The sequence below is a fragment of the Bacillus sp. BSL6 genome (genome assembly GCF_052928345.1).
Genome location: NZ_JAVGCW010000003.1, coordinates 57,047 through 83,501, shown reverse-complemented (window position 1 = coordinate 83,501; position 26,455 = coordinate 57,047). Strand labels below are relative to the sequence as shown.

Sequence of the window (26,455 nt, the reverse complement as noted above, 5' to 3'; positions counted from 1 at the left end):
GCTCCTGCTCACAACTGAACAGGAGCTTCAAATCTTTCATCAATACGTAACGCTCTAACGATTCGTATTTAATTAAGCTTTTTTCATATCTACTACTTTAATATCTTCAGCATAAATTTTTTCTGCATAGTCTTTAATGTTTTTCCAGCTATCTTTCGCAATGTTTAAATCTTCTTTAATGAAAACAAGGTCGTTTGGACTAATTGAATCTACATTTTGAAGTAGAGAATTGTATTTTGATCCCATTGTGTACCATTGATTTGAAATATTTTGCAACGCTGTAATTGCAGTATCAATTGTATTTGTTAAATACTCAGTTTGTGTTTTAATGTTTGTTAATCCTGCTACCTCTAATTGAGCAGTTGTAATTTGTCCAGTTATTTTTTGAATTTCAGCTTGTGCATTATCAAGCTCTTTCTTCGCTAATACGATTCCAGCTGTACCACCGCCTACAGCCGCTGCGCCTCCTGCAATTAACGCCACTCCTAACGGCGTTCCTGCACCTGTAGCAATAACTACTGCACCACCGATAATTGCAATTGGCCCTAGAGCTGTCGCAACTGATGAACCGATAATAATTGCATTATATTTACTAATCGCTTCATTGTACGTTGTAATTTGATTTTGCAGAAGTGGGATTCCAGCGTCTTGACTAGCTAAAATAGATGTAATTTGATTTGCATCACCCTTAAAGTTTTGCGTATCCGACGTCATTTTATTTCGGAATTTCTTCAAGTCTTCTACTAACTGATCTACTTGCGCTTTATTTTCATTAATACTACTTGATAATCTAGTTAACCCTTTCGTAAGTGTCGCTTTATCTTTTGCATCAACCGCAGCAACTAAAGTATCATAATAGTTTTGGAATTTCGTATTATAGTTAATGATATTTTGATTCGTTGAAATAAGCTGTGGCTTTAATACATCTAACCATTGCTTCGCATTTCCTCTAGCTGTATCCTGGTGCTGAATCACTTTTCCTTTTAAAGCAGCATCAACAGTCGATACATTTCCAAAGTTAACATTACCTTGTTTAATAATTGTTAAAGCGTACAGATCCATTACTAAAGCGTTTGAACCTGTTCTTTCCATTGCATCTTTTAGGCCTTCTGGTCCTAATGAGTATTCTTCATAGTCATTATAAGCTTTTGCGACCGCATGTACGGGAGCTTGTTTCACTGTACTTTCAGCTGCATACGTATGGGCCGGCATAATATTCCCTGCTGCAAATACTGCCATAAGTGCTGATAGAGCCATTACTTTATAAGGTTTTTTTGTCATTTTTCTTCTCTCCCTATATCGTTACTTATTTTTAATGTACTTCAACGTTTGTAACATAATCTTCAAATTGATTTGTTTGTTTATTCATTTCATCACTTACTTTTTTAATTTGATTAAAATGTTTTTGAAGTAAACTACTATCTGTATACGTGCCTTCTTCAACATTCTTTTGAATTTGGATCATATTATTGTTTAAAACTTTCCAATCCGTTAATAACGTTTCTAATGTTGTAATTTGACGATCAATTAGTTCTGTAAAACTATTTACCTGATCTTCAACGAATGTAATTTGAGTCGCTTCTGCTTCAGTTTGTGATAATTTTTGAATAAGTGGTAATAGCTCTTTTTGCTTTTGCTGAATGCGAAGAGCTGCTTCTCTCGTTTGGCTATCTGCAGCATTTACAATTTCATTACTTAAAGTACCGATAGAAACGAAATCAATCGTTTTCGTTTGTGCAGTTTGATTTGTAATTGTAAATACTTGTTTACCGATATTAATAGAACCTTTAATAATTTCTTGAGGTCTATTCAATATAGTAGTTAATTCAGCTTGAATTTCCCCTTGAATTCTTTTAATATCTTCTCTTAATTTCACAATATCTCCACTTGATCCTTGCAGTGTTTTTATTGCTTCATCAGCTTTAATTGATAAGTTATTACTATCTTTATCTAATACCGATTTAAATCGATTTAACTCTAATAAATCTTGCTCCATACTCTCTTGGATGCTTTGTACTTGCAATTGTAATTTTCCATATGCATTTGTAAAATCTGCTTTTGCTTGTTCATCTTCATTGACTTTTCCTGCTAGTTCATAGAGCTTACTATAATAGCTATTAAATCTAGTACTATACCTCATCATCTCTTGATTTAAGTCGATTAACTTCGGATTATATTCATCAATCCACTCTCTTACATTTGCCTTTGCAAATTTTTGATGATTCGTCAAACTACTCATCGCATTTACCTTAATGTCTGGCTGTTGTAAAATAACTAATCCATATGCTTGTATAAGTGGTGATTGTGATCCTAACATTCTAATTGAATTCGATAATGTATTTGGAGCAATTACATTTTGTGCATATACTGTTTTCACTTCTGTTTGCCCTTCCTCTGCGTAAGCGCTTACAGGAACAAAACAACTCGTAGATACTGCTGTAACCAATAACCCTGTAATTAAAGTCTTTTTCACTTTAACTCCTCCTATGTATTAGCAACTATTACTATCGCATTTTATTATTCTATTTTCTTACACATAATTTGAGATGGTTAAAATAGAGAACGTTCTCATCGCGATCCATGTACGAACCACCTCTCCAAAATTTTATTGCTACAGTACTTACTTATTGTTATAAAACTTTTCATATATACTTAGTATGAATAACATTGCATAATTTTTCTATTCCATCTTATTTTCCACATTGATACAGTGAATATATTACACAAAAATATTATTCATTTTAAACTAAATAACGTATGTAAATATGAAATTACGTTTTCTTTTCATATAAGTTTTGTACTGTAAGGTCATTTAAACACAGCTATTTATCTATCGTAAAGAAGTATTTTCATTCCCTTTATTTTCAAGCTTTTATGTCCTTATTTCAAAATATAATCCGCTTCACTTTTTCAATTGAAATATCCATATATCACAACGAAAACCTCTACTTTTTCCGAGGCGAAAAAATTATATCAATATACTTTTATAACCGATATGCAATTATGCATAGAATATACACAAAAAGGATAGCTTTACTTACGTAAAGCTATCCTTAAAAAACCTTCTTACTTTTTCAAATGATATGGAACTGTCGTAATAACAACATTTCTTTTATAAAGTAAATACGCACGAATAAGTAAACTAGATTGATTATGAAGAATGTTATGCCAACCTTTTTTCGGAATGAACTGTGGTATAACGACAGTAACTCGGTAATTTGATTCACTCGCTTTATATTGTACTGTATCAATAAACTTTGTTAGCGGTTGAATAATACTTCTATAATAAGAATGTAATGTAACAAGCCTTACTTCAGGTTGCCACTTCTTCCATTTTTCTTCAAATTTCTTTTCCTCTTCTCTGTCAAAAGCGACATATACAGCAATAACTTGATCTGCCGAAAGAGACTTCGCATAGTTTAATGAATTTTCTACTACATGCGTCATACCAGCTACTGGAACGACAATTACATTTCCTTCAATCGGTACAATCCGTTCACAAGTTTTTAAACTTAGTTGGTCACCTACTGCATCATAATGCTTCTTAATTCTGTGGAACAAGAAGATAATAACAGGTAAGAAAATAAGGATTGACCAAACTTGTGCGAACTTAGTTAAAAAGAACATACTCATTACGATAAAACTAATGACTGCACCAATTAAATTGACCGTTAATCTCAAAGCCCATCCTTCAGGTTTTTCACGAAGCCATTTTAATACCATACCCGTTTGAGAAAGTGTAAATGGAATAAATACACCTACTGCATATAACGGAATTAAATGCTCTGTTTGCCCTTGGAAAGCTACAATTAAAATAATCGATGCGATTCCAAGTATAATAATTCCGTTTGAGTAACCTAGGCGATCTCCTCTAATCATAAACATTCTCGGTATAAACTTATCTTTTGCAAGGTTTACTGCTAATAACGGAAACGCAGAATATCCTGTGTTAGCAGCAAGAATTAATATTAAAGCCGTTGTACCTTGTATGAAATAGTACATGAAATTACGTCCAAATGTTTGTTCAGCAATTTGTGAAACAACTGTTACTTCTTTACTTGGAGAAATTCCGTAATAATAAGCTAAGAACACAATTCCTGAAAATAAAACTGCAAGTAATGCACCCATTGCAAGCAATGTTTTCGCTGCATTGTTAGGTGCAGGATCTTTAAAATTTGGAATTGCATTAGATATCGCCTCAACACCTGTTAAAGCAGAGCTTCCTGAAGCAAATGCTCTTAGCAGTAAAAACAAACTAATTCCCGCAACCGGTGTTCCAATCGGCGTGTGTAGAGCCTGCGAAACGTGACCCGTTAAAATATTATATATCCCTACACCAATTAATATAAATAGTGCTAAAACGAATAAATAAACAGGATATGCTAAAACAGAAGCTGATTCTGTTACGCCTCTTAAATTTAAGATGGTAATAAATATAACAAATATAATCGCAATGATTACATTATGTGCATGTAAACTAGGAAAAGCTGATGTGAGTGCGTCTGTACCTGCAGACACACTTACTGCAACAGTTAAAATATAGTCAACTAATAAAGATCCCCCAGCTATTAACCCTGGATTCATCCCTAAATTTTCTTTTGATACAACATATGCGCCCCCGCCATGCGGATAAGCAAAAATAATTTGTCGATAAGATAAAATAAGGGCTGTCAATAATACTAATACCCCAATAGCTATCGGAATGGAATACCAATAAGCGATCGCTCCAACGCCTGCTAATGCAATTAAAATTTGCTCTGGACCGTAAGCAACCGATGATAAAGCGTCAGAAGATAAAATTGCTAGTGCCTTCGTTTTATTAAGCTTTTGTTCTCCTAACTCAGTTGATTTTAACGGTCTTCCAATTAAAAATCTTTTAATAGATGAAACCAATGCTGTCCACTCTCCAATAATTTTGTACGAACTTTTCTGCTAGTTACAGCGGATAAACGATTTCTTCAGAAAACAAAAAATGTCTACAAGCCATAACGAAATAGACTTGTAGACATTATTTTTTTTGTCGCACAAGCTCCACCTTCCTTCTCAATATAACGCTTACGAGGTTAGCTGTCGGATTCGGGCCTATGAGTAGCCCTACCTTTTTCAAGGATTCACCCCATTGGATTAAGAACTAATCCATAAGAACGGGTCCCCCGCACCATGCGGTTTCAGCGATTTAGAAAATTGAAACTGTGGATTATAATACTCCTTTATTTTCAAAATGTAAACAAAAATTTTGAAAAAGAAAAAATTAAAATGATTGCGCATAATCCGCTGGTAAATATACATAATGAATACTAAAAAATCGATAAAGGAGACCCATATGTCTAAAGAAAAGAAACCTATTTTTTCCGATTCCTATTTAGATGCATTAGCAAATGAAATTAATCAATTATACGGTAAACGTGAACAGGAAATAAATTTGACAGATAGAACAAAAAGAAACAAATAATTTGTCGTAAAAAAGAAAGCAATACACTTATATATTGCTTTCTTTTTTATTTTTTCATACATCCAATTCTATTGCAGATCTATTCAAGATCATTTTTTCATACACTTTCAAATTTTGATATACTGCTCCTAATAATGGTGCTTCTATAGAAAATTGTTTTGCTACATCTAGTAAGTATCCTTGCAAGTGCTCGCCTTCAATAGACGAATCTTTTTCCATATCACGCTGCATCGATGACTTCATATTATACGAAATTTTATCAATTGTTTTCATATGTTCTTGGACAATATTATCTTGAATTGGAGCTCCTATACATCTCATAATTTGCATACATTCTTCAAATAAGTTTTGGATAAAATCGTGTCCACCTTCGCTTTCACGGATTGGTCCTATTGGTGCACGCATTAATGTTGTCACACCTGACATTACAGTAATAAATAAATATTTATGCCACATATCTTGCGTAATATTTTCACTTAAAACAAAACTAGATTTTGTACCTGCAAATGCTTTAGAAATATGCTTTATTTTCTCTGCATGTTGAGACTTCATTTCTCCAAACACAAGTCTATTTGCAGCGCTAGTTTGTACAATTTCTCCTTCATCGTTTAACGTCGTCTCGATAAAGCATAAACCGCCAATTACTTTTTCCTCACCGAATTCCTTTTGTAATAGCGATACATGAGCAATACCATTTAGCAACGGAATGATTACAGTACTTTCACCTACGAACGGCTTCAAATCTTGAATTGCCTCGTTTAAGTGATACGCTTTTGTTGAAAATAAAATAACATCAAATGGAGCAGTTCGATCTTCTTTCGTTATTAATTTCGGTTGAAAGGAAAAATCTCCGTTAACACTTCGGATTACAAGCCCTCTTTCCTCCAATTGTTTTTTCCGTTTACTACGAACAAGAAAAGTAACATCTTCTCCTTTTTCTACTAAGCGTCCCCCAAAAAATCCTCCAACGCCTCCCGCTCCTAATACTAAAATACGCATACAACATCCCCCTTTTCAAAATACAATTTTATAACATTCAGTATACATAACATTATACATGTCCCCTACTAAATAAGCTGAATTTTCATTCTTAATCAAGTATAAAACAGGGGTTATTTTCAAATGAATTTGGGCATGTTGTTTTTATAGCATATTTGGAAAGGAAACAATGTAAATGGAGGCAATACATACAATCGAGGAAAAAGATGTAACAACAGCTATATTTCAATTTATATTCCCGTTTTCTTTTAAAACTGGATATGAACAAAATATGTTCCCTTTCTTACAGAAAAATGATTTTCACCCTTTTCGACTCGATCATCTTGAAAATGAAAATACATACTACGGAAAGTTTCAAGTTTCACATCAAAATATGGAAGCATATTATCTTTCATTTACAAATAAAATACTCTTTCCTCACTCAGAGCATCAAAAAGGATTGCAGCGCTATTCTAAAGATCTTAACTTAACTGGACATTTAACAACAAATCTTATTTCCGTTCCATTCAACATTCATTCTATTGACGTAACACTTTGTCCTTATGAGCTTGGCTTCTTAACAATTCGGACAGAAGTAGAAACCGCTCCAAACATGACATTATCAGAAGCAATTGAATTTGCGGCCCGTTTCCGTGTACTTGAAACTAAAAATGATACAAACGAGACTATTTGTATTGAATGTAATGGAAAAAAGTATTCCCAAGTGGAAAGATTCATTTTTGGTTATTTATTTCATGGCATAACAGATTTCTTTGAGAAGAAGAGATTAAGAAGTTCTTACTTTCAAACCTTTCCTTTCTTTGAAGATCAGCGAATGTACGTACAAACTTTATTATCTATAAAAGAAGATATGGAACTGAATGAAGTGGATGTTTATCGTACTTCTAGTCTTTCCGGGTTAACAAGTGATGGCAAGGCATATGTGAGTGCAAATAATCTGCCTTATATTCATGATTATTTAAAACAACACGCTTACCAAAGATGGGCTCCGAATCGCTATTTCATAATGGAAGAACATATATTCACATGTGTAACAAATGAAGGAGAACGCGAATTTACTAAACTTGCGAGTCAAATGTATGGGGAGTTTTATTACGCTTTATTATTAAATCTATTTCATAAAATTGTTTTATTGAAAATGGCAAACGCTTATGCTGAATTAAACATTGAACAAGATACAAATGAAATAGAAAAATTAATTTATTCAATCAATTCGTTTACGGCGAATTACTTTTCTTTAGAGCTAGTATCCCAATCACAGAGTGAAGATATTTTCTTCCGCTTAAGAAAGCTTTTTAACATTGAGATACTATACTCGAATGCAAAACAAAATCTTGATAGTTTGTTTAAATATCAAGAAAATGTTGCTTCAAAAAAAGATAGCCTTTTACTATTAATTTTAACGCTCTACTCTGTAGTAGGCCAAATGTTAGGGTTTACTATGATTGATCTGTTAAGAAACACCGATTCAAACAAAATTTCGTCGCCACTTGAATTTTTCGCGCTGTTAATAGCAATTAGCGGCATAGTCATTTCACTTATTTTAGGTGCGCAAAGTTTATACCAATGGAGTCTACAACATAAACGAAGAAAAGCATGGGTAAAACAAACTGTACTTTCTGCTGTGAGAGAGAAAGATGATGAGAAGTAGGTTATTTTCACATTACAAATACGTAGTACACGTTTCAGTAAATTAAATTTTTATCGACGATTTTCCGATTATATCAGCGCAACTCGAAATATATCAGAGATTTTTAAGATATATCGACTTACCGACAAAAACCGACAAAAAACACACGTAAAAAAGTACTCCAAATTTTAGTTTGAAGTACTTTTTTACATTATTCTAGCTTACTTCCCTGCTTCGATTTGCTCTAATGCAGCAGCTACTTGTTCTTCTGTTAATTCATGTTGTATTACATAGCGGTTACGTGGGCTTACACGGCATTCATGAGAACATGCACGTAAATATTTCGCTTCGTTTTCTTCAGAACATAAAATTTTCTTGTTACATTCTGGATTTGCACAGTTTACATAGCGCTCACAAGGTTCACCTGTAAAGTGGTCTTTACCAACGATAACATGTTCTTTTTGATTTACTGGTACAGCGATACGCTCATCGAACACGTAACATTGTCCATCCCAAAGCTCACCTTGTACTTCTGGGTCTTTTCCGTACGTTACAATACCGCCGTGAAGCTGACTTACATCTTCATAGCCTTCACGAACTAACCAACCAGAAAACTTCTCGCAACGAATTCCACCTGTACAATAAGTTAAAATCTTTTTACCTTCAAGTACTTCTTTATTTTCTCGAATCCAATCTGGTAATTCACGGAATGATTCGATATCAGGTTTAATCGCACCTTTAAAGTGACCTAAATCAAACTCATAATCATTTCGTGCATCAATGATAACTGTATCTTCTTGTTTCATTGCTTCATAAAAATCTTTTGGCTCTAAATACTTCCCAGTTATTTCGTGTGGGTTAATGTCATCTTCTAGACGAAGTGTAACTAACTCTGGACGAGGACGCACGTGCATTTTCTTGAATGCATGACCATCAGCTTCATCTATTTTAAATACGATACCGTCAAAACGTGGATCGTTGTTCATTGCTTCCATGTATTTCTCTGTTTGCTCTACAGTACCAGAACAAGTTCCGTTAATACCTTCTTTAGCTACAAGGATTCTTCCTTTTAACTCAAGTGAATTACAAAATTCTAAATGCTCTGCCGCGAATTCTTCTGGGTTTTCAATTGTTGTGTACATGTAATATAGTAATACTCTGTATGGTTTTGTAGTTGCCAATGTATTTCTACCACCTATCTAATTTTTAAAATCATGTATAAGTTAACGTTCATATCAAAACATATATAATAAGAAAATGAATCCCATTTCCTTCTCTTTATACTATTTTCTATCAGTTAACAAAAATAAAAAACAAGATTACACACCAAAACACTGTGGTTATGTTGTAATCCCAATATATTATATATCATACAAATGCAATTCCATCAATTAATATGCTGTATTATCGGCTTTATGTTCACATAAATTTCAAAAACAGCCCTTTAATTCATTATGTTTCCCCGCCTCATCACACCATAAACTCCCAATTTTTAATAACACCACACCATTCATTGTATAAAGGCATATAATTTGCACTAAGGAAACATTTGTGTTCAAATAAAAAATATAACCTAGTACATTTAAATGTATTGAAATAAAGAATAAGAATACTTACAATAATTTCATCAAGTTAACATTTCAAAGGGGAAAACGACTATGAATAAAGATATATCAAAAGATGAACATGTCCCTTCTCAAAGTACAACTGTTCAATCAGCGCATTTAGCATTAAGCGGACAAACGAAAGGCTTAAAAAGGCTATTACCATTCTTAGGTCCTGCTTTCATCGCTTCAGTCGCTTATATTGATCCTGGCAATTTCGCGACAAATATTGCCGCTGGATCACAATATGGATATTTATTACTCTGGGTAATTCTCGCTTCTAATTTAATGGCTGTATTAATCCAAACTTTATCAGCTAAATTAGGAATCGCTACAGGTAGAAACCTTCCTGAAATTGCTCGAGAAAACTTCCCAAAACCTGTTTCCATCGGCTTATGGATACAAGGTGAACTCGTTATTATGGCGACTGATTTAGCTGAATTTATCGGGGCAGCACTCGGATTGTATTTATTATTTGGAATTCCAATGTTACCAGCTGCTTTAATTACAGCTGCTGGATCATTTATTATTCTTGAATTTCAACGTAGAGGCTTCCGTCCATTAGAAGCGATTATAACAGGAATGATTTTTATTGTTGTTATCGCTTTTGGTGTACAAGTCTTTTATGCAAAACCGGAATTAAGTCCTCTACTTTCAGGACTTTTCATCCCGCAATTCCAAGGTGTAGACAGTATATTACTTGCAGCTGGAATTTTAGGTGCGACAGTTATGCCGCACGCAATCTATTTACATTCCGCCTTAACACAACGCCGCGTAGTCGGAACAAATGATGAACAAAAGAAAAAGATTTTCCGCTTCGAGTTTATTGATATCATTATCGCAATGATTATCGCTGGAGCAATTAATGCAAGTATGTTAATTGTTGCTGCTGCACTATTCTTTAAAAACGGCTTGCATGTCGAAGATCTTGATGTCGCTTTTAACCAGTTTAGCAACTTAGTCGGTCCTGTATCAGCTGCTTTATTTGGAATTGGTCTCTTATCAGCAGGACTATCTAGCTCTTCTGTCGGTACAATGTCAGGTGATATTATTATGCAAGGTTTCATTCGAATGCATATTCCGTTATACTTACGCCGATTTATTACAATGATTCCACCATTAGTTATTATCGCTTTAGGTGTAAATCCAACTTACGCTCTAGTCATGAGTCAAGTCGTCTTATCATTCGGTATTGCCTTTGCATTAGTACCACTTATTATGTTTACAAGTAGTAAAAAAATTATGGGTGCACTCGTTAATCACCGCATAACCACCTTTATCGCTTGGATCATTGCTATACTTGTTATCATTTTAAATATTTTCTTACTGTATCAAACATTTGTAGGGTAATGAAAAAAGGGTATTCCAATTTTAATTTGGAATACCTTTTTTGAATGAAATGATTTTCTTCTAGTTACCACTTATGTATGTCCCTCTTTCTGGCATCATGACACCATTTTCAGTTCGAAAGTAAAGTGGCAATCCTTCCGCAAAAAACATACTTACCTTGGACGGATCTTGCCTTTGATGATGAATATGTAAATGCGGCTCACTTGAACTTCCTGAGTTACCGACTTGAGCAAGAAATTCTCCTTCATTTACACGTTGTCCTTCTCTAACTTTAATGGACCCTTTCTTTAAGTGGGCAAGAATCAAAAATGTCTCTGTTTCATCTATCCGTAAATATATGTAATTCCCTGCCATTGACTGAAAATCATCCAATCCGGGAATTAAATCTTTTTCATCATTATTGATTGATACAACCGTCCCAGAAGCTGGTGCCCTTACTTTCGCTCCATATATACCGTAATCCTCTAACTTACTACTTTTCACTTCAGCAGGTGGAATGAGAATATCATATGCCCATCGTTCATTCGGTTTTATAACGTGATAGTTCATTTCTAACCAATCACCACCCCAGCCTATTAATGCTCGTTCATTCAAAGGAAAACGAACTACTGCTTTAGGACTCATAGATTGTATATCTGCTGGGTAAGCAATTCTACCTATATTAGCAAACCAACCGACAGGCCAAGCTCCAATGATAGAAAACAGAATGATTAAAAATAGCGTTCTATCTATCCGCTTTCTAAAAATGCCTTTCCAAAAAAATATTATTACTGATCCTACCAAGAGGAAAACTGAAATAAAACTAAAAGCCTGAATACTCCACCAAACAAAAACTGATGTAACACCATTAGCTACATAAACTAAGATCCAACTTATAATTAAAAAAGAAACTATAATCACTAATAAAAATTTCTTCCACATGTCGCATCCCTACTCTCATATCCTTTTTCTCAATGATACAAAGTAAAAATTACGACATATAAAAGAAATACTTACGACTTTCTTACTTTTTTATACTGCGGTAATTTCACAGTGAAAACTGTTTCTTTATCGTTACTACGTACAGTTAGATCCCCTTGATGGAGCTCGGCTATACTTTTTGAAATTGCAAGCCCCATTCCTTTCCCACCAGTATAAGAACTACGTGATTTTTCACTACGATAAAATTTCTCAAAAACGTAAGGAAGGTCCTCTTCCGGAATACATTGTCCAAAATTTTTAATTTCTACTTCAACATTCATTGTTTTATTGGAAATTTCAATTGCAATTTCCTTTCCATCTTTTCCATACATAATACTATTACCTATTACATTTTCAAATAGTCTCACTATAAGTGCTACATCAACTTCTACATGCAGCACTTCATCACTTTTAATATAAAAGCTCATATTAGCATCATCTAATTGTGGTACAAAGTCAATCATGATTTGTTCAATTAATGCTTTCATATCTACTTCATCTTTATGTAATTCAATCTCTCTATAATTTATTTGACAGTATTCTAATAAATCATCTACTTGATTTTTTAATTCATAACTTTTTCGCTTTAATATACTTACATACTGTTCACATTCTTCTCCATTCGAATGAAGTTTATTTCCTAACAGATCTGCATAACCGATTAAAGATGTTACTGGCGTTCGTAAATCATGAGAAATATTACTAATCATTTCATTTTTCATTTCCTGTGATTTTTTTTCATTCTCGATAGACTCTTTTAAGCTTTTCGCCATTCTATTAACATTTGCCGCTAGTTCACCAATCTCATCGCTTTTCGAAATAGGTATATGTATTTCAAAATTGCCTTCACTTATTTCTTTCACGTTCTTGTTAATTTGAGACAACCTTTTCATCAGCGTTTTTGTCATGAATGCAAAGTATGTTGTAGTAAAAATCAAAAAAACTATAAAATATAAAAATGAATATTTTTCCTCTAAAACATTAACCTGACTATATATATTTCCAACCAAAATTTGAAACACTATTATACTTACAGTCGCTAACAAGATGCTACATATGAATGCGATAAAAAACTTAGCTCTAATGCCTTGTAATGATTTAATCTTCAATTTTATATCCGACTCCCCAAACATTTTGAATAAACTTCGGTTCTTTTGGATTCTCTTCAATTTTATTTCTTAATCTTGCGATATGAACCATGACTGTATTATTGCTTTCATAGGCCCTTTCTTTCCAAACGCTCTCATATATTTCTTCAATTGTAAATACACGATTCTTTGCAGCTGCCATTAAGAACAAAATTTCATATTCCGTTTTTGTAAGATTGATTGTTTCTCCATATAACATTACTGTTCTCGACACTTCATCTATTTCTAAACCTCTAATGTTTATTTTCTTTTCTATTACTTGGACAGCATTTTGATTGAAATATGTATACCTTCTTAATTGGGCTTTCACTCTTGCGATAAATTCAATTGTACTGAACGGCTTCACAATATAATCATCTGCTCCCGTACTAAATCCAATAACTTTATCTACATCCGATGATTTGGCGCTTAAAAATATAATTGGTAAACTATGTTTCTCTCTAATCCGTCTACACAATTCTATCCCATCCATTTGTGGCATCATAATATCCAAAATAGCAAGTTGAATGCTATTATTATTTATAATTTCTAAAGCCTCTTCTCCGTTATGAGCACTAAAAACTTTAAAACCTTCTTGCATTAAATTCACGTTCATAAATCGAATAATATCTTGATCGTCATCTACAATTAAAATTGAATTTTTCTCCATATACAAACCTCTTTTTGAAATATATTCCACAATCCATTTTATCATAAATTAAAACCATACTCCCCCTTGAATAATCTTTATTTTCAGACTAGATTATATAATAACAACACATTCTAGTTTCAAAAGAAATGGAGTGAAAGCATGTTTCCTATTTTGAAAACTGATCGACTCATTTTACGAGAACTTACTGAAGAAGATGCACCGGGTATACTACAATGCTTCTCTAATACTGACGTACTGCGCTATTATGGCCAAAAACCGTTACAAGATATTGATCAAGTGAAACAAATCATTCATAACTTTAAGTTGAGTTACAATGCAAGAAGCGGTATAAAATGGGGAATCGAATTAAAAGACAAGAAAGAACTCATCGGTACCATTGGTTTTCACGATTGGTCTTCTGAGCATAAACGAGCCAATATAAGTTATGCCTTTTTGCCTGAACACTGGGGAAAAGGATATGCGACTGAAGCTGTTTCTGAGGTTATATCATACGGTTTCCATACGATTCATTTAAAACGGATCGGGGCAATTGTATTTCTTGAAAATGAAGCTTCCAATAAAGTACTATTAAAATTAGGCTTTAAAAAAGAAGGCGTTCTAAAAAATTATATGTATCAAGATGATATCCCATATGATACGAATTTTTACGCTTTATTAAAATCGGTTTAATAGAATTCATGTGTAAAAAACCTTACTTCTAAAAAGTAAGGTTTTTTGTATTTATTCATTAGCGATATAAGCATTCTTATAAGTATAAACACCACCAAATTGATGCTTTTCAATTCCCTTTACGTAATCCTTTTGTACATATGCTGAACCAATATGATACAGCGGTGCTACAGCTGCATCTTCTAATAATACCTGCTCAGCTTCTAGCAATGCTCCCCATCGCTTCTCTGGTTCTAGTACAAAATCAGTTTTCGCTTTCTTTATTAATTCATCGAAACGAGAATTAGAGTAATTCATTTTATTATTCTGATTACCCATCGTAAATAGCTCTAAATAACTAATTGGGTCTTTATAGTCAGGTCCCCAATTTGCCATAGTTATATCGTAATCACCTGTTTGTTCTAACTGTAATTTTTGCTTAAATGGCTGTTGTTTAATTTGTATCGTTAATCCATGTAAATTCTTTTCTAAATCACCTTTTATATATTCTGCCATACGTTTTGCATTATCTTGTTCAAATGTTAAAAACTCGAAGTTTACTTGGTCTACTCCAAGCTCTTTTTTCGCTTCTTCCCAAATCTTTTTCGCATTTTGCAAATCATATGAAGAAAGATTTCCGTTTTCTTTTCTAAAATCCTTACCAGTCTCTTTATTTACATGACCAACTGGTACCATTCCACTGGCAGGTTTTGCCCCGTTATTAATAAAGTGAGCAACGAAGTCCTCTTTATTTAACGCTAATGAAATAGATTGACGTACCTTTTTATTTGCTAATGCATTATTTTTTTCATTAAAACGTAGCATAGCAATTCCAGAATCACTCGACATATGTAATTCCTTATTCCCTTTATACTTGTCTACAAATTGAGAATTAATAGGTACCCTATCTAAATTACCAGCTTCGTATAAATTAACAGCCGTCATTGTGTCTTTTACAATATGAAAGTTTATTTCGTCTAACTTCACTTTCTTTTCATCCCAATATGTATCATTTTTCTTTAATTGAAACTCTTGTTCATGCTTCCATTTCTCTAATACAAATGGCCCATTATATATGAGATTACTAGGTTCCAATGCATAATTCTTTCCTTGTTCTTTCAAAAATGATTCATGCTGTGGTAAGTAAATAGGTAGCGCTAACAACTGTAAAAAATACGGGATTGGCTGTTCAAGTTCCACTTCCAATTTATAATCATTTATAACTTTAACCCCAAGTTCAGCAAGAGGCACTGTTCCCTTATTTATCTCTTTTGCATTTTTCACGTAAAAAAGCATATACGCATATTGAGACGCTGTTTCAGGATTAATTGCACGTTTCCATGCAAACATAAAATCATTTGCTGTCACACTGTCTCCATTTGACCATTTTGCATCTTTACGCAAATCAAATGTATATTTTTTACCATCTTCACTTCTTTTAAACGATTTTGCTACTGCTGGAATCGGCTGATCTTGATCATCTAATACATACAACCCTTCAAATATGTTCTGCATAACGTGCGCTGACGTACCATCCATCGTTTTCGCTGTATCAAGAGAAGGAATTTCTTCTGATACTGTTACATTTAATACTTGTTTTTTTGCCTCTTTATCACTTTTATTTTCCTTATTATTACAAGCTGTTAATAATAAGGATGTAACAAGTGCCATTACCATTAAATGGCTCTTTTTTCGCTTCATGAGTTGTTCTCCTTAAATATAAAATATTATAAAGCGTTATATATTATAGCAGAAATATGAACAGAAAGATGCGACATTCTTTTGAATATTTATTCGTTCAAGAAAAAAGTGACCCTTTTAAAAAGGATCACTAAAGATTGATTGTATAATCTACGCTGTTCGCTCAAGTTTAAAAAACATCTCCTATTGTATACCTCCCTTTTTGCTTTAACTTTTCTTCTGTTTCATATAAATCCCCCCATAATTAACTTAATAGACATATAGGTACAGTTTGGTTGGGATATTTTTTTATCTCCATTAAGAAATGCCGCTTTTTTTTGAAATTCAGGTCAATTAGCAAGTGATATTTTACAAATCTTATACACTTAAGGATTTTGTAAGGATCAAGTAAGAAAAACGAGAACTTTGTTTCGTATAGTCAAAATATAAAGTGAAGAAAGAGAGGTTAGGAGTTACTAGAGCGATTACGACAAAACCAGAACTGTTGGTTTTAGATGAACATATCAATGGTTTAGACGTTGTTACAACAGAACCTTAATTTATCATACCTGTTTTTTCCCATCACATATTGGAGGTTAAAACATGAATAAAAAAAAGAAAATACAAAAATCAGTACTTTCCTTTACCCTGCTCTTTTCTTTAGGCATTTCATCTTTTCCGCTTACAACAGCTATTCACGCAGATACACGTGAGGAACAATCTGTAGAAAAGAAACGAGGCTCTTTAACGGAGCGTACATCATTATTTTTTGAATATCTCCAGCAAGATAAGTATGCAGAGGCACTTCAGTTAACGTCTGCTGCTTTTCAATCCAAGTTTACAGCAAACACATTACAAAACTGGTGGACACAAAGTGGCTGGAGCGCGATAAAAAGCATGGGAATCCCCGTAATAAAAGAACGAAACTTAGTCCATCAGACGGTGGAAATTTCAGGAACTACCATACCGTTACTCCTTAAATTCACACCTGGCGGGAAAGTAGATGAAATTGGGGTAAGGACGCCTCCGGAATCTTATATTATCCCGCAGCCTACATATGATCAACCTGCTTCCTATCAAGAACGTGAAATCGTCATTGGAAATTCTACCTATCCGTTACCAGCCACATTAACCATTCCGAAACATAAGCCTGGTGAAAAGGTACCCGTAGTTGTTCTTGTTCATGGTGCTGGCATCCATGATCGCGATAGTACATATCTGGGAACAAAAATCTTACGAGATCTTGCGGTAGGTCTTTCGTCCAACGGAATTGCAGTGTTACGCTATGAAAAACGCACCTTAGAACACGCATTAAAGATGAGTGCAGAACCTGTTACGTTAGACCGTGATACTACAGATGATGCCATATATGCGGCAAAATCAGCAGCGCAGCAGGAAGGCATTGATCCAAATAATATTTTCATTCTTGGACATAGTCTAGGAGCTGGCGCAATGCCGCGTATACTAAGCAAATCACCTTCCTCACTTGTTAGAGGAAGTATCTTACTCGCACCACCTGCACGCCCATTGACTGACATTGCTATTGATCAGAATCAATACCTAGGAGCACCAAAGGAAGTAATCGATGAGCTAAAAAGACAAGTCGCTTTTATCCAGGATCCTACTTTCAATCCTGACCACCCTCCAGCTGGCTACAATTTTGCGTCACCTCATTTTATGTATGACGTTTCTAGGTGGCGTCCAGTTGAAGAGGCAAGATTACGAACAGAGCCTTTACTGATTCTACAAGGAGCACGCGATCATCAAGTAACAGTAAAAAATGAATATACAAAATGGCAGGAAGGGCTCTCAAACCGTAGGAATGTTCAGTTCAATAAATACCCAAAATTGAATCATTTCTTCACGGAGGGTGATGGGGAATTAAGTCTCCCTAGTGAATATGAAATCCCTGCTAATGTTCCTGAGTACGTTATCCAGGACATTATTAAATGGGTCAACGAGACAAAAAAATAAGAAACATTCAAATCCTTCATATAATCATTATTACGTGAAGGATTTTTGAAACTAGTGATTTTATCTAAATCATTCTCTTCTGTTTTATTAATAAAAAAGGTTCAGACACAAAAACAGGCTGTGGAGAAGTCTTTCTCCACAGCCTAAAAATACCTATCTTTGCAAACCTCGTTTATATCGACTTGCTTCAAATATAATACGCTCTTCATCTAACGTTTTACATTCGCCATTCCAAACGACACGTTTTCCGTTAATAATTACATCGCTTATATCTTTTCCACTAGCAGCATATATAAGATGCGATAATACTTCATCTGCTGGTTGTAAATGAGGCTTATTAGACGGATCAATTGTAATGAAATCAGCGCACTTTCCAACCTCAAGTGATCCTGTTTGTTTCATGCCGATTACTTCAGCCGCTCCTTTAGTTGCAAGTGTAAGAGCTGTTTCAACCGGTAACGCTGTTGCATCTTGGTGAATACCTTTTTGTAGTAAAGTCGCTATGCGCATTTCTTCAAACATATCTAAATTATTGTTAGATGCAACACTATCTGTTGCAATTCCTACTTTCATTCCTGCTTCTAACATCGCTTTTACATTCGCTATACCAGACCCTAGTTTTAAATTACTATTCGGATTATGAGCTACTCGAACGTCATGTTCCGCTAAAAATGCACGCTCATTGTCATCTAATACTACACCGTGTGCAATCACTGTTGGTCGTTTAAACAATCCGCAACTTGCCGCATATTCTACTGGACGTTTTCCGTACTGCGCTTCAATATCACGTACTTCACGCTCTGTTTCGGAAAGGTGAATATGAACCATCGTTTGATTTTCTACTGCAATACGTGCACACTCTTCTAACAGTTCTGTACTGCATGTATATGGACTATGCGGTGCAACCATCGTAGTTAACATACCACTTTCGTTATAGTAACGCTTCACATATTTCTCAGCTTCTTCAATTGCTTTCTTTTCATCCTCTTTCGTTCCGAAGCTAAATAAAGTTCTTGAAACAGCAGCTCGCATCCCGCTCCTTGATACCGTTTCCATAATTGCATCTTGATCTACTCCAATTGGATTAAACATATCAGAGAAAGATGTTGTACCACTTTTCACCATTTCAAGTAATCCTAATTCCGTACTAGCAACCGCAAGTTCTGGAGTAAATTGACTTTCAAGTGGCCAAATTCTTGTCTCAAGCCACGGCTGTAATAACATATCATCACCAATACCTCTTAAGAGACTCATTACAACGTGTGTATGTGTATTGACAAGCCCTGGTAAAACCCATTTTCCTTTCATGTCAATTACTTCATCTACTTCAAAATCATTAGCGAATTCTCCGCTCTTCACATCTATAATTTGAGCATTTTCTACAATGATATATCCATTTTCTATCACTTCATTTTGTTCATTCATCGTTACGATTGTAGCGTTTACATAAGTTGTTTTCAAAAGTATTTCCCCTTTCAACTCTATGAAGATCCCTTTAATAAGTTACCACCATTATAGTAACTTATTAAAGATTAAGAGTCAAAAGATAATTTCAATTCTTTCGTTATCTTTTTCTTCAACATGCAATATTGTTTTTCATTTGTATCTGCAAATGCTTCTTCTCGATTTGATTCTATATCCATATAATTCAGTTTTTCATTAAATTGAGCCTCTGTAAAATCAAACCTCTGTCCATCTATAAAGTTATAAAAGTGCCACGCCTCTCTTACTTTTGTCTTTTTAATCTCTCCTCCGTATATGTCTTGAACGACCAAAGCCGTTACACCACACTGTCCCTTTGCTGGATTCTCAGTCGTCCACTTTGAACTTGTTTCAATCGACCACGATCTTATTAATGCTTCATATATTCTTTTTTCCTTTACATCATCCACTCTAATCTTCCCCTACTATTAATAGTTTTACACATCATATTTCAAAAGAGGCAGTAAACGATCCTTAAAGACCGTTGATGGTGTCTCTCCGATTAACTGTGCGCCCATTTTCAAGTAATATCCTTTTGCATTCGGATCACTATCAATCGTAAAACTTTTTAAGCCTAGTTCATTTGCTTTTCTATTACATACTTCCAAATTATTTTCCCGTAGCCTTTCCCTTTGTAACGAGGATGAATGTACAGGAAATCGAGAGCTTTATCATTACGTAAAAATGAGAAAAATCCAATCTTCGTATTATCGTTTTCAAAAACATATACAAAATTATTATTTATATACTCTTCTGTAATAGTTAAATCTTCCTTACAGGCAATTATGAATTCTTCACTATAATCCCACGTCGCTTTTGATTGTAGTGCGAGTTCACTTAATTCATTTGCTTCACTTAATAACGCTTCTCTTATCTTCATGATTCTTTCTCCTCACCTTCGATATGTAAACTATTAAAATGATTCGAAAAGTAATTAAAAAACCCTCTTATTTTCATAAATCTTTATTATAATCAGTACGGCCTGTAGCAATGTATTTAAAGAAAAAAACGCCATCTTTGAAAGTTGGCGTTTTCTTCTTCTAAAATTTTTTTCAAACTCAATCTTTCGTTTTACTATTTCTAACGATACACACCTATACAGTTTCTACTACCGCTTCAAGCATTGTTCCATTTTTAGCATAATTCGTATGCCAAGAAAAAGCTTTTTCTAAAACATGAGGAGTTTGTCCACCTCTCGTTTTAGCTTCTTCGTAATAAGCTCTTAGCTGATCACGATACATTGGATGTGCGCAATTCTCGATAATTAATTCCACTCTTTCTCTTGGGGCCAGTCCTCTTAGATCAACATACCCTTGTTCAGTGACGATAACATCTACATCGTGTTCCGTATGGTCCACATGTGAAACAAAAGGAACGATACTTGAAATATTGCCACCTTTCGCAATCGATTTCGTAACAAAGATAGCTAGGCGAGCATTTCTCGCAAAATCACCAGAACCACCGATACCATTCATCATTTTTGTGCCTAAAACGTGAGTAGAGTTCACATTTCCGTATATATCTAATTCTAAAGCAGTATTAATCGAGATTAATCCGAGGCGACGAATGATTTCAGGATGATTAGAAATCTCTTGCGGGCGCATCATTAATTTGTCACGATATTTTTCAAAATTGGAAAATACTTTTTGCATTTTCTCCTCAGAGAGTGTGATTGAACAGCATGAAGCAAAATTGACTTTTCCAGCATCCATAAGATCAAAGACCGCATCTTGTAAAACTTCAGAATACACTTCTAAATCTTCAAACTCCGAATCTAACATTCCATGAAGAACAGCATTAGCCACTGAGCCAATTCCTGATTGTAACGGTGCTAAACGATTTGTTAATCGGCCTACTTCGACTTCTTTTCGAAGGAACTCTATTAAATGCTGTGCCATAATAACAGTTTCTTCATCCGGAGGAACAATTGTCGAAGGTGAGTCTAATTGGTTCGTAAACACAATCCCTTTCACCTTTTCAACATCGATTGGAATGCCAATCGTTCCAATTCGATCATCCGTTTTCACAATCGGAATTGGAAGTCTTTCTCCTTGTTTACCTGGTTCATATAAATCATGCAGTCCTTCTAACTGCGTGGATTGAGCCATATTCATTTCAATAATAATGGACTTAGCATTTAAAGAAAACGCTAAAGAATTTCCTATTGAAGTTGTTGGAATAATCATGCCATCTTCAGTAATCGCAACCGCTTCCAAAATAGCAAAATCTACATCCATAACGTCAGCGCGAAGTAACTCTGATGTATGAGATAAGTGCTGGTCCACAAATAAAAAATCTCCGTTATTAATTCCTTTTCGCATAGTCGCATCAGCTTGGAAAGGCAATCTTTTCCCTAAAATTCCTGCTTCCGCAAATAATTTATCTACATCAGAACCTAAAGAGGCACCAGTATAAACATTTACTTTAAAAGATGTATCATTCTTAACTCGGTTTACAAGCGCAAATGGGACTGCTTTTACATCACCTGCACGTGTAAACCCACTTAAGCCTAAAGTCATTCCACTTTCAATCCATGAAGCTGCTTCTTCAGGTGTAACTACGCGATCTTTCAGACGTTCATCCCTAATTCTATCCAAATTATTCTCCATATGTAATCCCTCTCCCTATGAATATTCATAATTATTTTACACTTTAACAGTATCTAAATAGGGATTTCAGTATACAATGGCAAAAATTCAGACAAAACAGCAAATCTAGTCTCTAAAGCAGAATAATTTAGAATCCTAGAAGTTTACGAAAATAACTAGCGTATGATTGACTAACTGGAACCCTCTCTCCATTATCCATAGAAAGTAAAAAAGTAGAATGCGTATCAGGATAAATCGCTTGAATATGATTCACATTTACAATAAAGGAACGGTGGCATCTAATAAATGAATCTTTCGGAAGTAAGTATTCGAATTCTTGTAACGAGTATTTATGTGTCCCTGTTAACTCTTCTGCATTTACATACGTCTTTTTATCTTTCGCCTCTAAATACATGACTTTTGAAAAAGGAACCGGAATCCAGCCGTCCGTTGTTTTTAAAGTAACGACTGATTTTCCGTCCGTTAAAGCTGGATAAATGGCTGTCACGCAACCTTCAAGCTTTCCATTGTTTGAGAATGGTACGGCCATACCATGATAAGGAATACCAAAAATATCCCGATTCATAAACTCAGAGGTTTTTTGGTTTGTCACCATTGCTTTATGAGCAATCGTTCCTTCCTTTATAGGATCACCGACACTAATCTTTAAATCAATTCGTTTACTTGGCCGATAGTATATATATTCTTTCGTATTCGATACAGCAATTGAAATTTCATCTGAAAATAATTCCCCCACAACATCTAATAGTAAACCTAATGTTTTATCTTCCATTCTATTAACACCTCATTCACTATTATACTACTATTATGAATGGCCTCTGTTGCTTTATAAAAAATTTGATTATTAATTTTATACATTTATCTCCTCATTTGCACAAGGCTTTCTATCTATTTAATTATATAGAATATAACCTACCTTCAAATATGTAAAAATGATATGAACACTACATCAGTAAATACTTGCAACACCTACAAACAAAAAGTCCAAACTATAAACAGTCTGGACTTAGCTTTCATTCTCATTTATTATGTTCTTCTAACCACGAAATCAAATCTTGAAATACTTCATCTCGATTTACTTCATGGAACATTTCATGTCTTCCATTTTCATATAAACGCAGTGTTACATCTTTCACGCCACATTTTTTATAATTCTCATATACTTCCTTTACACCTTTCCCCATATCCCCCACAGGATCACGATCTCCTGAAAAAATATGTATTGGAAGGTTTTGCGGTGTTTTCTTGAACTCTTCTAGTTTATTTACTTCTAATACACCAGAAAATAATTCTCGATAAAAACTAGTCGTACAAATGAATCCACATAATGGATCCGCAATATATTTATCTACTTGATTATTATCTGAAGATAACCAATCAAATTTTGTACGATTTGGTTTAAAGTGTGAATTGAAGTTTCCGAAAGATAAAAAGTTTAGCATCGGACTTTTCGTTTTTTCCCCGCGTAATTTCATCTCAATTGTCGCTACTTTATGACCGATACTTCCTAAAAGCCCTGGATTTCCACCAGTTCCTGAAATAAGAAATCCATCATACAATTCACCCTTCAATTGTACAGCACGTCTTGATAAAAAAGAACCCATACTATGTCCAAGTAAAAATAACGGGCATGTCTGCTCTTTTCTTATCGTTTCAGATACAAAGATAACATCAGATACAGCCTCATTCCAACCTACATTGGGTTTAAAATGACCATAATCTTCTTCTCTCTTCACCGTTTTCCCATGACCTTTATGATCATGCGCATAAACACCATATCCCGCTTCTAATAACGCATCAATAAAGTCTGTATAAACACCTGCATGTTCTGTCATACCATGTGCAATTTGAATAATCCCTTTCGGTTCACCTTCTGGTAACCACTTACGTAAATAAATTTCCGATCCATCCATTGCCGTAACGAAACTTTCCTGTACGTTCATTTCGTCAGCTCCCAACTCTATTATGTATCTCAAAAAATGAATATTCATTATTCTTATTATGTATTATATGCAATTGCCTTCATTATGACAAATGACTCACTTTTCTAATTAGCTCTTAAATTAATATGTTGACGAACTATAGATAAAATTATATAGTTACTTACATAAAGTAACTATTATATTTTTAGGAGGTTTCTACTATGATGCCATCATTATTTTTAGCACACGGCTCACCGATGCTCGCTATTCAAGATACAGAATATACAAGGTTTTTAAAAACGCTTGGAGAAACATATAAACCGAAAGCAATTGTTATTTTCACTGCTCACTGGGAAAGTGAAGTATTAACAATTTCCTCATCAGATAACGAATATGAAACAATTTATGATTTTGGAGGCTTCCCTCCTGAGCTATACGAAATTAAATATCGTGCGAAAGGCTCTTCTAGCATTGCATCTATGTTAGAAACAAAATTTAAAAATAAAGGTATTCCAGTCCATCATAATATGACGAGAGGTTTAGATCATGGCTCATGGACACTATTGCACCGTATGTATCCAGAAGCAAATATTCCTGTCGTACAAATATCAGTAAATCCATTCCTTTCTGCAAAAGAACAATTTAAGATTGGAGAAGCATTGAAAGGACTTGGACAAGAAGATATTTTAGTAATCGGTAGCGGTGTTACCGTTCATAACTTACGAGCACTGAAATGGAATCAAAGTACACCCGAACAATGGGCAATTGAATTTGATGATTGGATTATAAAACATATGCAGACTAACAATAAAGATGCATTATTTCATTGGGAGAAAAATGCCCCTCATGCTCAATTAGCTGTACCAAGAGCAGAGCATTTTGTTCCTTTATTTATCGCTATGGGAAGTGGTGAAAATAGTGGTGAAGTCATTCACCGCAGTTACGAGCTTGGTACGTTAAGTTATCTTTGCCTCCAATTTTAAATAAAAAGGATGAAGTAATCATTGCTTCATCCTTTTCTTTTTCATTCACCTAGTTAACTAACTTCCAAATGTTGTTTCTCTGATACCTCTTCGTTCTTATTATGAAAATAAACCCAAATGCACGCAATAAATAATAGTGATGATGTAGAGAAGAAAACATATTGGAAGCCTGCATGTGCTGCAATTTGTCCACCAAGTACTGGTCCAATCATATTTCCTAAAAACTGAAACGATTGATTATACCCAAATATTCGTCCCGTTACATGAGTTGGTGTATGTTGTTTTAGTAGAGTTTGTACGGAAGGTAATAATCCTGCTTGTGCGATACCTAATAAAAATCGAAGAATTAATAGTTGCCAAGCTGAGGTTACAAATGCTTGCGGGATAAAAATAATTCCTGCAGCAAACAACGCTACAACTAACGTTTTTTGAGGACCGATATGATCTGATAATCGTCCTAATCTTGGTGCTGCCAAAATAACAGCTAATCCTGTCGCTGACATAACGGCGCCTGCAATTGTTTCAATATGCGCTGTTTGAGGACCAACTAAATTTTTCACGTACAATGTAACAATTGGCTGAACAGACATATTAGCAAGTTGAATAATAAATGTTGTGACAAACAAACTAATAATCAAATGTTTAGCTGGAACCATCGTCCATACTTTTTTCGTTTGTACTTTTTTTGCTTGAGCAGAGTGATTTTCTTCATGTAGAAAGAAAAAAACGATGAGAAAGGAAAGGAATAAAAAAGCTCCTGTAACAAGAAAAACATGACGCATTCCAATTAACTCAGATAAATAACCTCCAAGTAACGGTCCAAGTAAAGAACCGCTCACGCCACCAGTTGAAATTGTGGAGATCGCCCAACCTGAATGCTCTTTCGGAGTTTCTGCTGCAATAAATGTCATCGCTGTTGAAAGGAAACCAGATACTGCTCCCATCAAAAATCTTAGTGCGACTAGCTGATACACATCCGTTACAAACCCCATTAGCGTCATAATAATCGCCATACCAAGGCTCGCACGAATTAGCATCAATTTCCGTCCATGTATATCACCAAGCTTTCCCCATATTGGTGATACGATCGCACCCATTAAAAATGTTACACCAAATGCAAGTCCCGACCACTGTGCAATACTAGAAGTGCCCGTCACACCTAATTCCTCAATATAAAAAGATAAAAAAGGAATTACTAAACTCATACCGGCTGCAGTGGTAAAACAACCTAGCCAACAAATCATTAAATTTCGTTTCCAGCTGGCCATTTTCACACCTTCTTTCTTTAGATACCCATTCTACACCCTTTCTTGTAAAAAGTTTAGTAATTTGCTTTATTTGTAAGATTTACTACAAAACCCG

Annotated in this window: 21 protein-coding genes, 1 pseudogene and 1 riboswitch; of the genes and pseudogenes, 6 read left to right on the top strand and 16 right to left on the bottom strand. The window is 34.4% G+C overall.

Going from position 1 to position 26,455, the window contains the following annotated elements; genetic code table 11:
- Window positions 1-72 precede the first annotated feature (72 nt).
- The 3 genes from nheB to RCJ96_RS11440 form a co-directional block, all read right to left on the bottom strand.
- The gene (nheB, locus tag RCJ96_RS11450; RefSeq protein WP_416503686.1) at window positions 73-1,281 is read right to left on the bottom strand and encodes a non-hemolytic enterotoxin NHE subunit B; all 1,209 of its coding nucleotides are present in this window, start codon (window positions 1,279-1,281) and stop codon (window positions 73-75) included.
- A gap of 31 nt (window positions 1,282-1,312) precedes the next feature.
- Window positions 1,313-2,473, bottom strand: coding sequence for a non-hemolytic enterotoxin NHE subunit A (gene nheA / locus RCJ96_RS11445; protein WP_416503684.1), 1,161 nt, complete (start codon window positions 2,471-2,473; stop codon window positions 1,313-1,315).
- A 593-nt stretch (window positions 2,474-3,066) separates the two neighbouring features.
- Window positions 3,067-4,893: an APC family permease gene (locus RCJ96_RS11440; protein ID WP_416503683.1), complete on the bottom strand. Its 1,827-nt coding sequence runs from the start codon at window positions 4,891-4,893 to the stop codon at window positions 3,067-3,069.
- A 144-nt stretch (window positions 4,894-5,037) separates the two neighbouring features.
- Window positions 5,038-5,184: riboswitch (cyclic di-AMP (ydaO/yuaA leader) on the bottom strand.
- Between the two features lie 139 nt (window positions 5,185-5,323).
- On the opposite strand from RCJ96_RS11440, the gene RCJ96_RS11435 reads away from it, so the two are divergent.
- Window positions 5,324-5,452, top strand: a complete 129-nt coding sequence (locus RCJ96_RS11435) for a hypothetical protein (protein WP_000031869.1) — start codon at window positions 5,324-5,326, stop codon at window positions 5,450-5,452.
- Window positions 5,453-5,506: 54 nt separating this feature from the next.
- Here the strand turns inward: RCJ96_RS11435 and panE are convergent, their stop codons facing one another.
- Window positions 5,507-6,451 carry a 2-dehydropantoate 2-reductase gene (panE, locus tag RCJ96_RS11430; protein ID WP_416503681.1) on the bottom strand — a complete coding sequence of 315 codons (945 nt, stop codon included), beginning with the start codon at window positions 6,449-6,451 and terminating at the stop codon, window positions 5,507-5,509.
- A 175-nt stretch (window positions 6,452-6,626) separates the two neighbouring features.
- On the opposite strand from panE, the gene RCJ96_RS11425 reads away from it, so the two are divergent.
- Window positions 6,627-8,102, top strand: coding sequence for a hypothetical protein (locus tag RCJ96_RS11425; RefSeq protein ID WP_416503679.1), 1,476 nt, complete (start codon window positions 6,627-6,629; stop codon window positions 8,100-8,102).
- A gap of 200 nt (window positions 8,103-8,302) precedes the next feature.
- On the opposite strand, the gene trhO is transcribed toward RCJ96_RS11425, so the two are convergent.
- Window positions 8,303-9,262, bottom strand: coding sequence for an oxygen-dependent tRNA uridine(34) hydroxylase TrhO (gene trhO / locus RCJ96_RS11420; protein WP_000246230.1), 960 nt, complete (start codon window positions 9,260-9,262; stop codon window positions 8,303-8,305).
- A gap of 477 nt (window positions 9,263-9,739) precedes the next feature.
- On the opposite strand from trhO, the gene RCJ96_RS11415 reads away from it, so the two are divergent.
- Window positions 9,740-11,035 carry an Nramp family divalent metal transporter gene (locus RCJ96_RS11415; protein ID WP_416503678.1) on the top strand — a complete coding sequence of 432 codons (1,296 nt, stop codon included), beginning with the start codon at window positions 9,740-9,742 and terminating at the stop codon, window positions 11,033-11,035.
- A 60-nt stretch (window positions 11,036-11,095) separates the two neighbouring features.
- On the opposite strand, the gene RCJ96_RS11410 is transcribed toward RCJ96_RS11415, so the two are convergent.
- The 3 genes from RCJ96_RS11410 to RCJ96_RS11400 form a co-directional block, all read right to left on the bottom strand.
- Window positions 11,096-11,956, bottom strand: a complete 861-nt coding sequence (locus RCJ96_RS11410) for a M23 family metallopeptidase (protein ID WP_074608434.1) — start codon at window positions 11,954-11,956, stop codon at window positions 11,096-11,098.
- Between the two features lie 71 nt (window positions 11,957-12,027).
- The gene (locus RCJ96_RS11405; protein ID WP_175574531.1) at window positions 12,028-13,128 is read right to left on the bottom strand and encodes a sensor histidine kinase; all 1,101 of its coding nucleotides are present in this window, start codon (window positions 13,126-13,128) and stop codon (window positions 12,028-12,030) included.
- Window positions 13,094-13,792, bottom strand: coding sequence for a response regulator transcription factor (locus tag RCJ96_RS11400; protein ID WP_416503677.1), 699 nt, complete (start codon window positions 13,790-13,792; stop codon window positions 13,094-13,096). Before RCJ96_RS11400 ends, RCJ96_RS11405 begins: the two co-directional genes overlap by 35 nt.
- 141 nt (window positions 13,793-13,933) lie before the next feature.
- Between RCJ96_RS11400 and RCJ96_RS11395 the strand changes: the two genes are divergently transcribed.
- Window positions 13,934-14,464 carry a GNAT family N-acetyltransferase gene (locus tag RCJ96_RS11395; RefSeq protein WP_029440879.1) on the top strand — a complete coding sequence of 177 codons (531 nt, stop codon included), beginning with the start codon at window positions 13,934-13,936 and terminating at the stop codon, window positions 14,462-14,464.
- A 51-nt stretch (window positions 14,465-14,515) separates the two neighbouring features.
- Here the strand turns inward: RCJ96_RS11395 and RCJ96_RS11390 are convergent, their stop codons facing one another.
- Complete coding sequence (locus RCJ96_RS11390; RefSeq protein ID WP_270795698.1) at window positions 14,516-16,144, bottom strand: peptide ABC transporter substrate-binding protein; 1,629 nt, start codon at window positions 16,142-16,144, stop codon at window positions 14,516-14,518.
- Between the two features lie 582 nt (window positions 16,145-16,726).
- Here RCJ96_RS11390 and RCJ96_RS11385 point away from each other — a divergent pair.
- Window positions 16,727-18,097, top strand: a complete 1,371-nt coding sequence (locus tag RCJ96_RS11385) for an alpha/beta hydrolase family protein (protein ID WP_416503675.1) — start codon at window positions 16,727-16,729, stop codon at window positions 18,095-18,097.
- A gap of 153 nt (window positions 18,098-18,250) precedes the next feature.
- On the opposite strand, the gene RCJ96_RS11380 is transcribed toward RCJ96_RS11385, so the two are convergent.
- From RCJ96_RS11380 to RCJ96_RS11355, 6 genes and pseudogenes are all read right to left on the bottom strand, one after another.
- The gene (locus tag RCJ96_RS11380) at window positions 18,251-19,576 is read right to left on the bottom strand and encodes a bifunctional S-methyl-5'-thioadenosine deaminase/S-adenosylhomocysteine deaminase (RefSeq protein ID WP_270795702.1); all 1,326 of its coding nucleotides are present in this window, start codon (window positions 19,574-19,576) and stop codon (window positions 18,251-18,253) included.
- 53 nt (window positions 19,577-19,629) lie between these two features.
- The gene (locus tag RCJ96_RS11375; protein WP_000342916.1) at window positions 19,630-19,989 is read right to left on the bottom strand and encodes a YunG family protein; all 360 of its coding nucleotides are present in this window, start codon (window positions 19,987-19,989) and stop codon (window positions 19,630-19,632) included.
- Between the two features lie 27 nt (window positions 19,990-20,016).
- Window positions 20,017-20,459: pseudogene (locus RCJ96_RS11370) on the bottom strand (GNAT family N-acetyltransferase).
- A gap of 214 nt (window positions 20,460-20,673) precedes the next feature.
- Window positions 20,674-22,188, bottom strand: coding sequence for an acetyl-CoA hydrolase/transferase family protein (locus tag RCJ96_RS11365; RefSeq protein ID WP_000429782.1), 1,515 nt, complete (start codon window positions 22,186-22,188; stop codon window positions 20,674-20,676).
- 127 nt (window positions 22,189-22,315) lie between these two features.
- Entirely contained in the window at window positions 22,316-22,960 is a 645-nt protein-coding gene (locus RCJ96_RS11360; protein WP_270795706.1) for a LytTR family DNA-binding domain-containing protein, read from the bottom strand.
- 247 nt (window positions 22,961-23,207) lie between these two features.
- On the bottom strand, window positions 23,208-24,131 hold the full coding sequence (locus tag RCJ96_RS11355; RefSeq protein WP_074608427.1) for an alpha/beta hydrolase: 924 nt from the start codon (window positions 24,129-24,131) through the stop codon (window positions 23,208-23,210).
- Window positions 24,132-24,331: 200 nt separating this feature from the next.
- Here RCJ96_RS11355 and RCJ96_RS11350 point away from each other — a divergent pair, with 200 nt between their 5' ends.
- Window positions 24,332-25,093 (top strand): DODA-type extradiol aromatic ring-opening family dioxygenase, encoded by a 762-nt coding sequence (locus RCJ96_RS11350; protein ID WP_270795708.1) that lies wholly within the window; start codon window positions 24,332-24,334, stop codon window positions 25,091-25,093.
- 53 nt (window positions 25,094-25,146) lie between these two features.
- Here RCJ96_RS11350 and RCJ96_RS11345 read toward each other — a convergent pair whose 3' ends face one another.
- Window positions 25,147-26,361, bottom strand: a complete 1,215-nt coding sequence (locus tag RCJ96_RS11345) for a multidrug efflux MFS transporter (RefSeq protein ID WP_270795710.1) — start codon at window positions 26,359-26,361, stop codon at window positions 25,147-25,149.
- Window positions 26,362-26,455: the final 94 nt, after the last annotated feature.